Origin of the sequence: Pseudomonas sp. DNDY-54 (assembly GCF_019880365.1) — a bacterium.
GTDB lineage: Bacteria > Pseudomonadota > Gammaproteobacteria > Pseudomonadales > Pseudomonadaceae > Stutzerimonas > Stutzerimonas stutzeri_P.
Genome location: NZ_CP082271.1, coordinates 1287847 through 1303550 on the forward strand (window position 1 = coordinate 1287847; position 15704 = coordinate 1303550).

At 55.9% G+C, this 15704-nt stretch carries 13 protein-coding genes; 9 read left to right on the forward strand and 4 right to left on the reverse strand.

Translation table 11 applies throughout. The features are described 5' to 3' along the window. The 5 genes from gmd (at position 1) to K4O48_RS06045 (ending at position 5361) form a co-directional block, all read left to right on the forward strand. On the forward strand, positions 1–1125 hold the full coding sequence (gene gmd / locus K4O48_RS06025) for a GDP-mannose 4,6-dehydratase (RefSeq protein WP_222911161.1): 1125 nt from the start codon (positions 1–3) through the stop codon (positions 1123–1125). A 2-nt stretch (positions 1126–1127) separates the two neighbouring features. Beyond that, positions 1128–2096, forward strand: coding sequence for a GDP-L-fucose synthase (locus tag K4O48_RS06030; RefSeq protein WP_222911162.1), 969 nt, complete (start codon positions 1128–1130; stop codon positions 2094–2096). A 243-nt stretch (positions 2097–2339) separates the two neighbouring features. Beyond that, positions 2340–3584: a hypothetical protein gene (locus K4O48_RS06035; RefSeq protein WP_222911163.1), complete on the forward strand. Its 1245-nt coding sequence runs from the start codon at positions 2340–2342 to the stop codon at positions 3582–3584. Then, positions 3547–4311, forward strand: a complete 765-nt coding sequence (locus tag K4O48_RS06040; protein WP_222911164.1) for a glycosyltransferase — start codon at positions 3547–3549, stop codon at positions 4309–4311. Before K4O48_RS06035 ends, K4O48_RS06040 begins: the two co-directional genes overlap by 38 nt. Positions 4312–4380: 69 nt before the next feature. After that, positions 4381–5361, forward strand: a complete 981-nt coding sequence (locus tag K4O48_RS06045; RefSeq protein ID WP_222911165.1) for a phosphoribosyltransferase family protein — start codon at positions 4381–4383, stop codon at positions 5359–5361. Positions 5362–5406: 45 nt separating this feature from the next. Here the strand turns inward: K4O48_RS06045 and K4O48_RS06050 are convergent, their stop codons facing one another. Further along, a complete protein-coding gene (locus tag K4O48_RS06050) occupies positions 5407–6543 on the reverse strand; it encodes a glycoside hydrolase family 5 protein (protein WP_260523701.1) in 1137 nt (378 codons plus the stop codon). A gap of 113 nt (positions 6544–6656) precedes the next feature. Here K4O48_RS06050 and K4O48_RS06055 point away from each other — a divergent pair, with 113 nt between their 5' ends. Then, entirely contained in the window at positions 6657–7427 is a 771-nt protein-coding gene (locus K4O48_RS06055) for a WecB/TagA/CpsF family glycosyltransferase (protein ID WP_222912004.1), read from the forward strand. Positions 7428–7488: 61 nt separating this feature from the next. Here K4O48_RS06055 and K4O48_RS06060 read toward each other — a convergent pair whose 3' ends face one another. The 3 genes from K4O48_RS06060 to K4O48_RS06070 form a co-directional block, all read right to left on the reverse strand. Further along, the gene (locus tag K4O48_RS06060; protein WP_222911166.1) at positions 7489–8796 is read right to left on the reverse strand and encodes a lipopolysaccharide biosynthesis protein; all 1308 of its coding nucleotides are present in this window, start codon (positions 8794–8796) and stop codon (positions 7489–7491) included. 293 nt (positions 8797–9089) lie between these two features. Next, positions 9090–9662 carry a DUF488 family protein gene (locus tag K4O48_RS06065; protein WP_222911167.1) on the reverse strand — a complete coding sequence of 191 codons (573 nt, stop codon included), beginning with the start codon at positions 9660–9662 and terminating at the stop codon, positions 9090–9092. After that, positions 9659–9874 carry a DUF2945 domain-containing protein gene (locus K4O48_RS06070; protein WP_222911168.1) on the reverse strand — a complete coding sequence of 72 codons (216 nt, stop codon included), beginning with the start codon at positions 9872–9874 and terminating at the stop codon, positions 9659–9661. Before K4O48_RS06070 ends, K4O48_RS06065 begins: the two co-directional genes overlap by 4 nt. A 518-nt stretch (positions 9875–10392) precedes the next feature. Between K4O48_RS06070 and K4O48_RS06075 the strand changes: the two genes are divergently transcribed. The 3 genes from K4O48_RS06075 to K4O48_RS06085 all read left to right on the forward strand — a co-directional run bounded on the left by K4O48_RS06075 (position 10393) and on the right by K4O48_RS06085 (position 15460). After that, the gene (locus K4O48_RS06075; RefSeq protein WP_222911169.1) at positions 10393–12498 is read left to right on the forward strand and encodes a glycoside hydrolase family 5 protein; all 2106 of its coding nucleotides are present in this window, start codon (positions 10393–10395) and stop codon (positions 12496–12498) included. Positions 12499–12818: 320 nt separating this feature from the next. Then, positions 12819–14093 carry a lipopolysaccharide biosynthesis protein gene (locus K4O48_RS06080; RefSeq protein ID WP_260523702.1) on the forward strand — a complete coding sequence of 425 codons (1275 nt, stop codon included), beginning with the start codon at positions 12819–12821 and terminating at the stop codon, positions 14091–14093. Positions 14094–14200: 107 nt separating this feature from the next. Beyond that, positions 14201–15460 carry an acyltransferase gene (locus K4O48_RS06085; RefSeq protein ID WP_222911170.1) on the forward strand — a complete coding sequence of 420 codons (1260 nt, stop codon included), beginning with the start codon at positions 14201–14203 and terminating at the stop codon, positions 15458–15460. Positions 15461–15704: the final 244 nt, after the last annotated feature.

Sequence of the window (15704 nt, forward strand, 5' to 3'; positions counted from 1 at the left end):
ATGGAAAAGAAACGCGCGCTGATCACGGGAATTACTGGCCAGGACGGTTCCTATCTTGCCGAGTTCCTGCTGGAGAAGGGCTACGAGGTCCATGGCATCAAACGCCGTGCTTCGTTGTTCAACACTCAGCGGGTCGACCACATCTATCAGGATCACCACGTCGAAGATAAGAACTTCGTTCTGCACTACGGCGACCTCACGGATTCCTCGAACCTGACCCGCATCATCCAGGAGGTGCAGCCCGACGAGGTCTACAACCTGGGTGCGCAATCCCACGTCGCAGTGAGTTTCGAGTCGCCGGAGTACACCGCTGACGTTGATGGCATGGGCGCCTTGCGCATCCTTGAGGCGATCCGTTTGCTAGGGCTGGAAAAAAAGACGCGCTTCTACCAGGCCTCTACGTCAGAGCTCTACGGCCTGGTACAGGAAATCCCGCAGAAGGAGACCACGCCGTTCTACCCGCGCTCGCCCTACGCAGTGGCCAAGCTGTACGCCTACTGGATCACGGTCAACTACCGTGAGGCGTATGGCATGTACGCCTGCAACGGCATTCTCTTCAACCACGAATCACCGCGTCGCGGTGAGACCTTCGTGACGCGCAAGATCACCCGCGGCCTGGCGAATATCGCGCAGGGGCTGGAGAAGTGCCTGCACATGGGTAACCTGGATGCGTTGCGCGATTGGGGGCATGCCAAGGACTACGTGCGCATGCAGTGGATGATGCTGCAGCAGGACAAGGCGGAAGACTTCGTTATCGCTACAGGTGTGCAGTACTCGGTGCGTGAGTTCATCAAATGGTCCGCGGCTGAACTGGGAGTCGAACTTCGCTTCGAAGGAAGCGGAGTCGACGAACGCGGCATTGTGGCCAGCATCGACGGAGACAAGGCGCCCGCGCTGAACGTCGGGGATGTGGTCGTGCAGATCGATCCACGTTACTTCCGCCCGGCGGAAGTAGAAACCCTGCTCGGCGACCCTAGCAACGCCAAGAACAAGCTGGGCTGGACGCCGGAGATTACCGTCCAGGAAATGTGCGCCGAGATGGTTCGTGAGGACTTGAAAGTCGCCCAGCGCCACGCCTTGCTCAAAGAGCACGGCTTCGAAATTCCAGTGAGTGTGGAGAACTGAATATGAATCGTGACGCACGTATCTTTGTGGCGGGGCATCGCGGCATGGTGGGCTCGGCTATCGTCCGCCGGCTGAAGGCGCTGGGATACAACAACCTCATTACCCGTGGGCGTGAAGAGCTGGACCTGGTAGATCAAGCGGCGGTCAACGCGTTTTTTGCCGAGAACAAGATTGACCAGGTCTACATGGCGTCCGCCAAGGTGGGTGGGATCCATGCCAACAATACCTACCCGGCCGAGTTCATCTATCAGAACCTAATGGTAGAGGCGAACATCATTCACGCGGCGCACTGCAACGACGTCAACAAGCTGCTGTTCCTCGGCTCCTCGTGCATCTATCCAAAATTCGCCGAGCAGCCGATGAAGGAAGAAGCGCTGGTGACCGGTGTGCTCGAACCGACCAACGAGCCGTACGCGGTGGCCAAGATTGCCGGGATTAAGCTCTGCGAAAGCTACAACCGCCAGTATGGCCGGGACTATCGCAGCGTCATGCCGACCAACCTCTACGGCCCTAATGACAACTTCCATCCGGAAAACAGCCACGTGGTGCCGGCATTGCTCAAGCGGTTCCACGAAGCGACTCAGCGAGGCGACGACGAGGTGGTGATCTGGGGCAGCGGCAAGCCGCAGCGCGAATTCCTCCACGTCGATGACATGGCCGCCGCCAGCGTGCACGTGATGGAACTGGATGACGCGACCTACCAGGCGCACACCCAGCCAATGCTCTCGCATATCAACGTTGGTACGGGGGTCGATTGCAGCATCCGCGAGCTGGCCGAAACCATTGCGCGCGTCACCGAGTACCAGGGCCAGCTGCTGTTCGATAGCAGCAAGCCGGATGGGACGCCGCGTAAGTTGATGGACGTCTCGCGTCTCAAGGCGTTGGGCTGGCAATCCACCATCAGCCTGGAAGATGGTTTGCGCGATGCGTATCGCTGGTTCGTCGAGAACCAGCACCAGGCCCGTCACTGACCGATCTCGACGGGCGCCGCGCGAAGGCAGGAGGGCGGCGGTGCCGGACATGGGTGGATTAAACACAGGCGGACCTTTTCGGCGCTGCTGTTGTCCATCCATGGCACCTGTTTCCTGGCCACGTTCAGCCTTTGTCTTTAGGCCACCGGGCCGGGCCGCTCGGTTCTATGTTTCGCCACGTCAATTGGATATTGGGGATAGCGCTTGTTAAGGAAAGTTCTGGCGTACAAGAATCTGCTGTTCATGCTGCTGCTGCTGAACTCCACCTGCTTTTTCCTGACGGATGACAAGCGGGCAGGGATTCCGTATTTCCAGGAGCTTTTTCTGCTGCTGGTTGTGGCAGCGACGGCCTGCCTGTTCATCGCATGGAAGTGGGTATATCAATCCAAGACTAGCCTGTGGATCATCTTCATGGGCTGCCTGTTGCCGGTCATTTCGGCCGTACTGGCCAACCTGAATTTTTCCCAGCCATTGCCGTATGGCTTGCTCGAAGAGCGCCGGTTCTTTCAGTACCTGGTGTTCTTCCCGACGCTGTTCCTCCTGCTCAAGGCCGCGCCTACACAGGAAGAGTTGGGGAGATATTTCCTTTACGTCGCACTGTTCTGCGCAACCCTGGGCTTCGCCTACTACTTGGGCATCATCCCGCAGAACAAGGTGGCTTCGTTCACCGTAGACGATTGGACGCAGTACGAAGACCTGTTGCGGCCGAACCGATTCCGGATCGGTTCACCCTTCGTCACGATCGCAGCCTTTATGGTCATGTACAGCATGAAGGACCGGGTCACGCTTGCGCGGCTGGCGATCCTTCTCTATTTCGTGGCCTATTTGTGGCTGGTGATGCAGACGCGACAAACGATGCTCGTCTGGGCGCTGGCTGGGGTATGGATTTTCCGCAAGCGCATCGACTCGCTGATGAAGCTGAGCGTGCTCGGACTGGCGCTCCTAACCGTGTCCTATCTGCTTGTGCCTGAGTTCTATCACGAGCAATACGCGCGATTCGATGCGTTGCTGTTCGATGCTACGTCCGGGCCAAGTGTGCGAGACAGGACCGTCTCGATCATTCTGGATGCCATCAGCGCCAACAACTATTTCGGCATGGGCGCGTTGTCCCTGCAATGGAACGGCGGGTTCTCGCGAATTTATAACTCGCACTTCTACCTCGCCGATGTCGGGATCTTCGGTGTTTATTATCGCTATGGATTCCTGACGCCCGTCATAGCTCTCATTTTCTATGGCGGATTTATCTGGATCATGCGTCAGTGCTCGGCGAAGGGCAGTCTACTGGCGGCGCTACAGCTGTCCTTTGTGGTCAGCATGCTGAACTTTGCACTTTCCAACGCACTCACTTTCTCCGGTGACGTTTATGGCATGGCTGCGGCGTTCTTCCTTTACTACGCCAAGTTGCAAACAGCTGATACTCCTCTTACCGCAAATCTCGAACAGGTGAATTATGGTCAATTTCAGTATCGTAACTATAAACTGGAATAATCTTGACGGCCTGAAGGAGACTTATCGGAGCCTGGTCAAACAGACCTACCGGAACTTCCGATGGATCGTTATCGATGGCGCGTCGAAGGACGGCAGTGGCGAGTGGCTGAAAAGTCTTGACGACACGCAAGCTGAGATAACGATAGAGCCTGATAAGGGTATCTACGATGCCATGAACAAGGGTCGTCTACGCGCAGTCGAGACACCCGGTTATACCTTGTTTCTCAACAGCGGTGATTCGCTTGCTGATGCATCCGTATTGGGTCGCATCAGCGATGAATTATCGAAGACGGCTGGAAAGCCCAAGTTTGTATACGGCGACTTCTACCGCCAGCAGGCCGACGGGACGCTAAAACTGACCAGCGCTCGGCCTATCGAGCGTGCGCCTCTGGGTTTGCCGGCTAGCCATCAAACCATGTACTTCGAGAATGAGCGGCTGCGTCAGTTCGAGTTCAGGCTGGATTACAAACTGTCCGCGGACTACTGCCTGTTACTTGAATTCCTGCAAGGGCTCGATCTTCAGAGCGAAGTGCTGCAGCTGTCATTTCCATTGTGCATCTTCGATACCACCGGCGTGTCGCACAAGCGGCGTTTCGAAGCGATTCGTGAAGACATGGATATCAGAAAGCGGTTTCTGAAGTTTTCTAAACCCAACGCGTTTGCGCTCTACATGCTTCATTACGTGCACACGCACACCAAGCAACTACGCTCCTCATTGGGGCGTTGAGAGACGGAGTAGTTTTTCCGATCCGGGCTGGACTATCAAAGAAAAAGAACAGGGCGCAGGAGAGTGTCGATGAATTACCGGAGTCTGAGTGATCTATCGCGGCTGAGCACGGAGTGTGCTGGCAAGGTGCCGAATGATATTGATCTTGTGGTCGGTATTCCGCGAAGCGGGATGCTGGTGGCCAGCATCATCGCCTTGAAACAGAACCTGCCGCTGACGGACCTCTATTCGTTCCTGCGCAACGATGAGTTGAAAAAAGGTAATACCCGCACCTACAAGCACGAAGAATTGGTCAAACCGCTGGATGCGAAAAAGATCTTGCTGGTGGACGACAGCATTTCTTCGGCCAAGTCGATGCGGGCTGCTGAAGAGCAGGTCCGTGCGACCTATGGCGGCAATGTCGTCACGATGGCGGTGTTTGCTGAACGGCATAATCGGCATCACGTCGACATGTATCTCGAGCTGGTTGAGCAGCCCCGCGTATTCGAATGGAACGTCATGCACCATCCGTTTTTGGCTCAGGCCTGCCTGGACATCGACGGTGTGCTCTGTCTCGATCCGACTATCGAGGAGAACGATGACGGCCCCAACTATCGGGACTTTCTCAGCTGTACGCGCCCGTTGTTCATCCCGTCGGTCAAGGTGGCGCATCTGGTGACCAGTCGCCTGGAAAAATACCGCGCCGAAACAGAAGATTGGCTTCAGCGCAACGGCGTCCAGTACGGCACCCTGCACATGCTCGACCTGCCGACGGCCGAAGAACGTCGCCGGCTGAACATCCATCATAAATTCAAAGCGGAGGTGTATGCCAAACAACCTCTGACGCGACTGTTTGTCGAGAGTGAAGTCAAACAGGCGGTCGAAATCATGAAGCTCAGCGGTAAACCGGTGTACTGCATCGAGACCAACGAGATGTACGTGCCTGGCCAGGTTTATAACCTCAAGGCCAATGCGCTGCGCAAGTCTCACAGTCTGAAAGCCAAGCTGATCGGCAAGGTCAAGTCGATTCTGGGCAAGTGGGTGGCCTTGGCACCCTCGTCCAAAGGGTAGATGTTGGCTGCACCCAGGGTGCAGCCAACCACGTAACCGCAGTGATTAAAGGTTTGGTCCGATACGGTTGCAGTTGCCCTGACCAACGTACTTGCTGAGAACCTCCCACTGTGGACGGTCTTTTCCGTCCTTGGGCTCGATGGACAATTTGTATTTGCCCCAGGAGGAGCCCGCAGCCCAGTACGTCATGGGAATGCAGTGCTCTTGCAAATAGGCCAACAGGTTATCCATCGCTTCCATATAGCGTGGGTCATCAGCGGGAATACCGAACTCACCGATGTGACCTTGTTTGTCATGCTTGATCAGCCAGTCAACAAACGGCTTGACCCGCTTGACGCCGAGCATGGGATCGAAGTCTTTAGCCAGCGGTTCTTTGTAATGTCCGCTCCCGTGCTTATCTATATATAGATGAGCCGAAAATATTATTTTGTCGGAGGGATCGTTCAGTTGGAGCAGCGGATCATTGAATTTCGGCCAACGATAACTGCTGGACCAGAAGTTACCCTCAATCAGCAGGGGACGCTGCTTGTCATGTTTTCTGATGGCGTCGATGCCGGCCTGGGCCGCAGCGGGCCAATATTCATCGGCGCCATGTGGCTCGTTCATGATGTCGTATGCGTACAGGCCTGGCTGGTCTTTCCAGCGTTTGGCAATCCGTTCCAGCAAGTTCTCATACGCGGAAATAGGCACCGCATCAGTTCCAATAAGCTGTTTCTGGTAGCGGGCATAGTTGTGGATATCGAGGATGACGCGCATGTCGTGATCAGCAGCCTGCTGAAATGTCTGCTCAATCAACCGTGCGTAGTCTTCATCCAGTTCACCATTCAGCTCTCGTTGCAAACGCTCCCACATGATGGGGAAGCGAATGGTCTTGATGCCCCTGTCTTGCCAGGTCGAAAAGTAGCCAGGAGCCGGGAAGAAATAATTTGTTTTATATTTTCCGGGGATGACATTGCCAGAGAATGCGGCCCCGCCAATGTTCAACCCGATCAGATCAATCTTTTCTGCGTGGCTAGCGGCACTCCCGAGTACAAGTGCGAGTCCGAGGAGTATTCCTTTTGATCGTGTCGAAGTGCTACGTGTCCTTAACATCTTGTTACCTCTTTCTGCTCTTCTGGAAAATGCCCTGCAAGCGGCTGTTTCGTTTGTCCGGCATAAGCAAACATTGTTCAGTTTTTTCAACCGAATCTTCTAAAGCGGCGCACGTCCATCTGCTTGCCGCAGCGAGACCTTAATAACCTTCATACGATTGACTGACAGAGAATCTATTTATGAAAAATCCCCTCGCTAAAAGGATGGATCCTTTGATAGGGAAGCTGAAACTGCTGGACGAATCGGATACCGGCCCCTTCATCGCCGAGCTTAAAAAGCGCGAGTCCCCGACGATCCTCGGCTTTCTCAATCAGCACGGTTACAACATCGCGCAACGGCATTCTTCAGTGCTGGAGAGCTTTCTTCAGGTCAACTACCTGCTACGTGACGGCATCGGCATCAAGATGGCCTGCCTGTTCAACGGGCTCAATCCGAAGGCGAACCTCAACGGTTCGGACTTTATCCCCGAGCTGATCGACGAGCTTGTGGGTGAATCCGAAGACCGCTATGAGCTGTTTGCAATGGGTACTCGCGAGCCTTGGTTGAGCGATGGCGCCCGTAAGCTCTTCGGGAACCGCCGTTTCTACGCAATCGACGGGTTCAAGCGTTCGGAGGACTATCTGGCGTTTTACCGGGAGCACCATGTTCCGGGTCGTTTCCCGATCGTGGTGCTGGCGATGGGAATGCCTAAGCAGGAGCATGTGGCTCTGCATCTTCAGAAAGCGATGGACTCCCGCGCGTTGCTGATTTGTGGCGGAGCCATCCTGGATTTCTCGGCGCAACGCTTCCCGCGTGCGCCCATGGTGTTCCGTCGGCTCGGGCTGGAGTGGGCCTTCCGCATGCTGATCGAGCCGCGCCGGCTATTCAAACGCTACGCCGTGGGCATTCCATTGTTCTTTTATTACCTGTCACGCAATGCGTTTTCCGGAGGACGGCGTATCGGCGGTTGGAACGCCCTTAAGCGCGAGCCCTGACCATCCATTGCCGCGTGGCCACGGAGGGCGGCGGCAGAGTGAAAAGAGGGCGAGCGCCCCGTCAGCGAGGAATTACCCGTAGCGTCATCAGCAGGCTGAACAGGTAATGCACCGAGAGCGTTATCGCGTAAACCATCAAGACCGAATTGATGGGTAAGTCGAGCCAATGCCCAGCCGCGAAGCAGGCGAGCGTCAGTACCGCGCGCTGTACGTTCAGCATGAGAAGCAGGCGTTGGCCGTCGAATACTGATAACAGGTGAGACGCTGGCGCATGCATGAACTGGAACAGCAGATAGATCGCCAGAATCGACGCCATCTCACCAGCTGCTGACCATTCAGCGCCGAACGCGAACACAAACAGGCGTTCACCGTAGATCAGAAGCAAAACGGCGGGAGCGAGCGCCAGCAGCAGTAGCCTCTTGATCACCGAGTGAGTGACATTGCGAATGTCCGCCGGATGCTTTCGACCGATCGAGGCGATTTCGGCGTAATAGGCCTTGCTGGTCGAATGCCCTAGCAGGTTCATTGGCAGCGCCAGGGTCATCATGGCCAACCCCAGTTGTCCGGAGGTCCGCGCGTCGTAAATGGCCGCAGCCAGCAGCAGAGGCGCCTGGCTGGAAAAGATTTGAAGCAGCTGCGATGGCAAGCGATAAGCCGGAAAGCTTCGGTAATACCGCAGCATGAACCCTATGCGGCTCAGCGTTACGTGGCGCCGGTAGCGAGCCACATCAGCCCTGAACATTCGCACCAGCGTTATTGTCCCCGCGCCAGCACCCAACACCTGGCCACCCAGAAGCCCGAGCGGCTTCACGCCAAGTAACCCCAACGCAATCTTTGTAATCGAACCGACAGCACTTTGTTGAAGTTGCGTACGCGCGATGGCGGGGTACGCGCGCCTGCGCACTGCCCAGATCAATAGCACTTCATACAGACCTGCACTGAACAGTGCGACCAGCAATACCCAACGGTAGGGAATGAGGACCTCCAGCGACGTCACCGCCAGCAGGGTAGGGCCGGCCGTCCATAAAAAGATGCCCGCTGTCAGGGTCATGACAAGCAGTAGGCAAGCTGACAAACCAACCATCGTCATGGCTGTGCTGTCCCTGCGGGGGAGGGGGACGGCGAGCTCGTATCGCAGGGTCATCAGTGGCGTGAGGAGCAACAGCAGGGCGGAGAAAACTGACAACACGCCGAAGTGCTCGGGGCTGTATATCCGGGTAAGGATAGGAATGGCTGCCAACCCGACGATTCTGGCCAATCCATTGCCGACGGCCAGGGTCGCCATCCCGGAGAAAACCTTGGCCGAGGCCCCGCCAGTCAGCCGCGTTCTGGCAGCAACAAACTTGTCGGCAAGATTAAAACTTTGCAACGAGTGCTCCTTTTTATAGGCCCTATAACAAGGGTGTGCACTCCGTGCAGAGATGTGATCCATCGACTGGTTATCGCGCGTCGCATCGCGGCGCTTGGCTTGATCGTTCCGCTATAGGAAGTCACTAAATCGGAATAGTTCGGGTGATAACTCGCTAAATGGGTCGGCTTTACGTGCCACCGCGTGACGTTCTGGACGCGGTAGCCCGTAGGTCTGGAGCCGAAGTGTGGCTTTTATTCCTTCATTCTCAGCGTTATTACCTCTTCAGACTGCTTTCATGCGCTGCAGAGGTATCAGCTACCGCCGGGTGCGGTAGTTTTCAGCGGGACTCCAACATTCTCGCCATAGGTCAGCTCACCCTCGTCCAGTCGAGCAGGCGAGGTGTAGGGATGTTCTGTCAGGCGCTGCTCGTCCTGGATGTGTAGCACCTCGACGCCGCGCAGCTTCAGCACATCCGACACCATCGAGCGATGGCATCGCCACCAAAGCACTTCCGCGCACATCATCGCGGTGGGTTGCTTAGTGGCGAGCGAAAGCAGCCGTTGCAAGCCCTGCGCAAACTCGTCGCTTGCCACATGCGTGGCATATCCGCGAAATGACGTGTTGCGCCAGGCGTTGTTGTTCGGCCCTGGCGGAGCGCGCCGTCGTCCGCCCAGTTCTTCGATCCACTCATAGCCGATCCCGTGCTCGGCAAGGGCTGCTTCCAGGTTTGCCGACATGAACTGAGGCAACCGCCGTGAACCGGGAAACCGGCGGACGTCGGCCACGGCCTCTATTCCGTAGTGCTTGAGCAAAGCAATGAACGTGTCGGCTGATCGCGTGGAATGGCCAACCGTCCAGATCGTTCGCGGCTGTCGCGTAGTCATTCGATCCGGCTCAGCGCGCTGCCTTTGTGCATCGCCACGTGATCCGTCTTGTCACTCTTGATCTCATATTGCGGTTCGTCCGGGCTCGCACGTCGTGTGTGCCCTTTGTAGTCCGTGTCTTGCGTATGGACTTTTGTGATTCGGCCCGTCACATGGCCGGCCTCTGAATTCCAGCGGACGTGATCGCCAACCTTGAATTTTTGCTGCGTCATTGGGTGCTCCGGTTCGCTCGTTGGGCTTGATAAGGAATAACCAAGGGGGAAGCGCTGCTTCCTCCTCTTATAAGCCGACCGGAAATGCGGTGGTCTTGCTGTAACCGTCCGTCGGTTTTTGCCATAGCGTGATACGCATCCTTTGAAGCCGCTGGTTCAAAAAAATGACGGCGATAAGTCCATACCGGAACGGTTTAAAGCGGTTGAGACGCTATCGAGGGTAATAGCTATAAGCCACCTTCTAATAGCGCATTAATGGCTGGTCAAATTTGTGGCGGCTAATTGGCGATCTAAAGCCGTCAAATAAATTTTGAATCGAAAAGCAAACCTATTATAAAGGCGCCACGCAACGGATTGCCGGGTTTCACCCCAGGTGATCCGGCGTCCTTTGTAACGCGGTTCGTCCGGTTGCGCGTAGTGAGACATCTGCCCAGTAAGCGCCTGTACGACTTAATTAAAACTCCCGCCACTTTTTTAAAGGCTCGTCCTTTAGAAGTATTAAGTTCCGGAGAGACTGAATGTCTACCAATGTATTTACTGGTGCCCCTAAGGCACTTGTTCGCTCCATCGCTCTTGCTGCTGTATTCAGCGCAGTCGCTTTCACTGGTGAAGTGGCTGCTGCCATTACCGTAAGTGCGTCGTCTACGGCCGCTTTTACTTCATCAATCAATAAATTCAACAGCACCGATTTTCTGAACGGTGTATGGCGTCGGACTGCAGCCCTGTCCGTTCCGGCAAGCTCCGGCGCGATTGCTGCTTTCAAACCCGGCGTACAGATCAAATTTGCTGACGGCCAGGTCCGCAAGATCACCCGCGTTTACGTAGTGGGTAAGAACCTCAGCATCTACGTTGACGGTGGTCTGCTCGACGGTAATAAAGTCGGCGCACCTCGTACTATCAGCACTGTTGCCAGTTCCTCCGACGCCCCAGCGGCGACTGCCCCTGCGCAGCCAGCGCCGACCGGCAGCGTCTCGGTGAAACTGAATGACTTCACCAGCGCCGACTGGGACAAGGGTATCTATCGCAAGTCGCCCGGTTTCTCGATCCCTGATACCGCTGCCAACAAGGCTGCGTTTGTAAAGGGTGCCTCGGTTAAGCTGGCCAACGGCCAAGTCCGTGCGATCACCGCTGTCTACGACGTAGGCGCGAATCTGTCCGTCATGATGGGTGGCGCTGCGCTGTCCGGTGCGGCCGTGGGTTACCCGAACACTGTTAGCGTTGCGTCGAGCACCGGCACGACGACGCCTCCGGCGACCGTTGCACCGGCACCTGCCCCCGCACCGTCTGCGCCGAGCAGCACCTACACCGCTGGCATGAACAACTTCACCAGCTCAGATTGGGAAAACGGCATCTACCGTAAAGGCGCTGGCTTCTCGATCCCCGACACGACCTCCAACAAGTCGGCGTTCGTCACCGGTGCTTCGGTCAAGCTGGCCGACGGTCAGGTACGCAAGGTCACGGCTGTCTACGATGTAGGCGATCACCTCTCGGTCATGCTGAGCGGTTCCACCCTGTCCGGCAGCGCCGTTGGTTACCCGAAAACCATCAGTGTGGTTTCCGCAAGCACTGGCGGCACGACGCCTCCTGCGACCGTTGCGCCTGCTCCGACACCCACCCCGGCTCCAGCGCCCACCGTTCCGGTGGTCAGTGACGGCAGCGGTATCGATCTGGTTGGTGTGAACTTTGGTTCGGGTGTATTCGATCCGTCGAACGTGCCTGGCTTGTTCAACAAGAACTACACCTATGCTGACGAGTCGTACTACAAGCGTCACAGCGAGCTTGGTTTCAAGCTGGTTCGCCTGGGCTTCCTCTGGGAACGTATCCAGCCGAAGCTGGGCACCGAGCTGAACGCAGCGGAACTGGCGCGCATCAAGCAGTCCCTTGATTTCGCCAGTAAGCATGGCATCAAGGTCATCCTTGATATGCACAACTACTACCGCTACTACGGCAAGCTCATCAACTCGCCTGAGGTTCCACGCGCTCAGTTCTCCGCCACCTGGCGTCGTCTGGCACAGGAAGTGTCGAAGCACCCGGCGCTCTACGGCTACGGTCTGATGAACGAGCCCTATAACACTGGCAACGGCTTGTGGCCAACGACTGCCCTTGAAGCTGCTAAAGCGATTCGTACCGTCGATTCGTCGAAGTGGATCATGGTTGCCGGCGACCGCTTCTCGAACGCCTTCTTCTGGGAGCAGTTCAACACCCAGCTGATTAGCGATCCGTGGATGCGTGATCCGAAGAACAACCTGGTATTCGAGGCGCACCAGTACCTCGACAAGGATCACTCGGGCACCTACACCAACCGGGCTGAAACCTTCGATCCAATGATCGGTGTGAATCGCGTCAAGCCGTGGGTCGAGTGGCTGAAGAAGCACAACCTGCGTGGCTACCTCGGTGAGCACGGTATTTCGGACTTCTCCCCGTCGGCTGTAGTCGCAACGGACAAGCTCCTGGCTTACCTGCAGCAGAACTGCATCCCGAGCAGCTACTGGGCGGCGGGTCCATGGTGGGGTGACAACCACATGGCGCTGGACGTATCGACCAACAAGGCTCGTCCGCAACTCCCGGTTCTGCAAAAGCACGCAGCAACGAAGAAAACTTGCAGCACCATCGGCCCGATGTAAGCGGAACACCGATGTGAAACTCCTGCTCGGGGCGACCCGGCAGGACAATGAAAACGCCCCGACTGGTTCGGGGCGTTTTTTTTTGCCGTCGAAATGCTGTAGCCCTCGTCATCCGTGAGATGGCGGGGGGCGAAGCGGTCATGTATGGCTTTGAATAGCCCGGCGAGTCCCGTTGTAAAGCCTTCCGCGGGGAACTTTCATAGTTTGAGGCACTCTTTTTGGGGTGCTAAACCATTGATGACAAATGCCGGTAATCGCCTTTTGGTATCAGGAGAAACCATGAAGTTGGTAGACGCAACGGACGCCCGCTGGAGTCAGCAATGAAAGGCGAATTGGCTCGCTATGGTCGACTGATCATCACCAAGGGCAGTGGCTCGGGCGCAATGCTCGGGCTGAATATTCTGCTGGCGCGGATACTGGTGCCTGACCTCGCGGGCACGGTGTTTTTCTGTATTGCCTTGGGCACGTTCGTATCGCTGATCTCCAGATTAGGGCTGGATGTTGCGTGCCTTAAAAATATTGCGTCACTGCAAGACGATCGGCAGCGCAGCTATTTTGACAGGTCGCTGACGCTCGCTTTTCTCGCCAACATCCCCGCGATTCTGATCGGCCTGGTTGTGGTTTATTTCTCCAAAACCACCGAGTCGCACTTCCTGCTCTCGGCGGTGTTCTTTGCCACGGCGGCGCTCTGCATTTCCCTCACGCATATATCCAGCGAAACCCTCAAGGCGAAGGAACGAACCAGCGAAGGCCTGTTCTGGCAGACAGGGTTTCAGCCTGGGTTGACGTTGATACTGGTGTGGTTCACAGGCAATGAGCTGCACACCGTGGTCGCCTGTTTTGCCGTCAGCTACGTGCTAGGCATGATCGGTTCGGTGACCCGCGCACGGTTGAGTATGCCGCGAGCCTCGGGTGGCACGGCGATCGGTTGGAAAGAGATGCTCGTTCTATGCCTTCCCCTGATGCTTATCGCCGTTGCGAACAGTGTGATCGAGCTATCCGATACCGTGTTGTTGGGCCTGATGCGTTCGGCGAGCGAAGTCAGCATTTATTACATCGCGGCCAAGCTTACCGCGTTATCCACCACCTTGTTGTTCATCATCAACGGGACCATCGCCCCGGGTATCTCCAGGCGCTGGTCCGGCGGGGACTATGCTGGCGCGTTCGACATCGTCAATAAGTACTCGAAGGTAATGCTAGGGCTGGCGGTTTTGATTCTCGCAGGCATGTTCCTGTTGCATGACTACATCCTCATGGTGTTTGGCGAACAGTACCGTGAGAAGGGCGCCTTTCCCTTGTTGGTATTGGCCACGGGTTACTTCTTTGTATTGGCGGCCGGCCCGCTTTGCATCTTCATGACGATGACCGGCAATCATCGTCAGTACATGTACAACAACATGGCGGCCGCCGTACTTAACGTTGTCCTTAATCTGGTGCTCATTCCGAGGTATGGAGTGAACGGCGCATGTTTCGCGACTGCGGTGGCGCTGTCGCTGAAAAACATGCTGCTTTACGCTCAGTACAAACGCATACAGCACATCGCAGCAGGCGGTGATTCATTGCAAGCAATCTCGGCACAACGTGAGCCCGCTTAGGCCGCGCTGCAGGGCTTGGTCTTGCTACTGAGAAAACACGCAAGACTGTTTCGATAGGCCATGAGAAAGGGTGTGCATGGTCTTGTATTAATCGACAGGCGAGTCTGATGGAGCGTCAAAAATTTTTTGGCTTAGAGTGGTTGAGGTTCGGCCTGGCGATGTTTCTGCTGGTCTATCACACGTTGCCATTTTATCCAGCGTACGCTGACCTTCCGATAATCCAGCCATTGATTGAGCTGGGCTTCTTTTCCACTACCGCTTTCTTCGCGTTGTCCGGGTTCCTGCTCACGCATGTTTACCTCGTAGATGGGCGCATGCGTGAACCTTCGCGCTCGTTTCTTTATAAACGGTTCGCCAATCTTTACCCGATCCACGTGTTTACGATGCTATTTGCCATCGCGCTTGTGGCCTGTACCAGTCTGATTGATAACAACACCAGCCTGGCAACGGCCTATCGGGTCAACGATTTGTTGGAGCGCGTCGATCCAGAGCGGCTCGAATATTCAATGAATACCTTCGAGGTATGGATGAACGGCTTGTTGAATATCACCCTTTTACAAGCATGGAATCCGCTGTTCGTCACCTACAATGGTCCGGCCTGGTCCATATCGGCGCTGTTCTTCTTTTATCTGATGTTTCCGTTGTTTGCGCCGGTGCTGGTTAAGGTTAAACACAAGTGGACGGTATTGATTGCTCTGATCGTGCTGGCCTCATTGCCAGCGTTATATGTCATTGCCACGTCCAGTTACTTCGAAGATGTTCCGATGGGGTTGTTGCACCGCATGCCACCCCTGCAGCTGCCCACGTTCCTGGCAGGGGTCGTGACGTATCTGTTATTCAAGCAATACCGCGAGCAAGGTATCGAGTTGAGTGCTGGGTTTAAAACCGGCTTGGCCGTTTTGGCCGGTCTGATACTCGTCGCCGCGGCCTATATCAATCTATACGGCGGACTGTTTTGGTTCCCGCTCTTACGCAACGGGGGGCTGCTTCCTGTTGCGTTGATGCTGCTGATCGTCTGTTCCGGTTCCTGGAAACCCAAAAGCCGGTTTTGGCTGAGGTTGGGCGAGCGCCTAGGTGCCGCTTCGCTGTCCATCTTTGCGCTCCACCTGCCACTGTTCATTCTGTTCCGGCGTCTGGAAATGCTCACCGCGATCGACTTCGGGCTTTGCCTAACGGATGCAACCGCCTGTGTGGAAGCAGCCAAGGGATACGAAATCAACCTGATCTACTATCCGGTACTGGTGGCTTTGACCGTTTGGCTGAGTGTGATGTTCCAAGAGCGGATCGTGACACCCACAAAAAACTGGCTGCTGGCCAAGCGAGCCGAGAGGCTTTCCAGTGGCGCGGCTCACCCCGTCAACCAGTGATGACAGCACCTGCTTAGGCCCATTCAGCTACCGATCGGGATAGCCCACGTTGGGCCGCGTGGGTTACCGCAGGTCGCCATAATTCGATGCTGCTTAATATATTCAGCACGCCATGGCGCCCGCATTAAAAATCTCTTGGTCAGATAAAACCTAAGTTGCTTATCGCCGTTCCGCTTAACCGCAGAGGTGCGGCGGGTTACGTCCAAATTCGAGGCAAATCGCCAGTAAGCCAAGCGATCGTTAA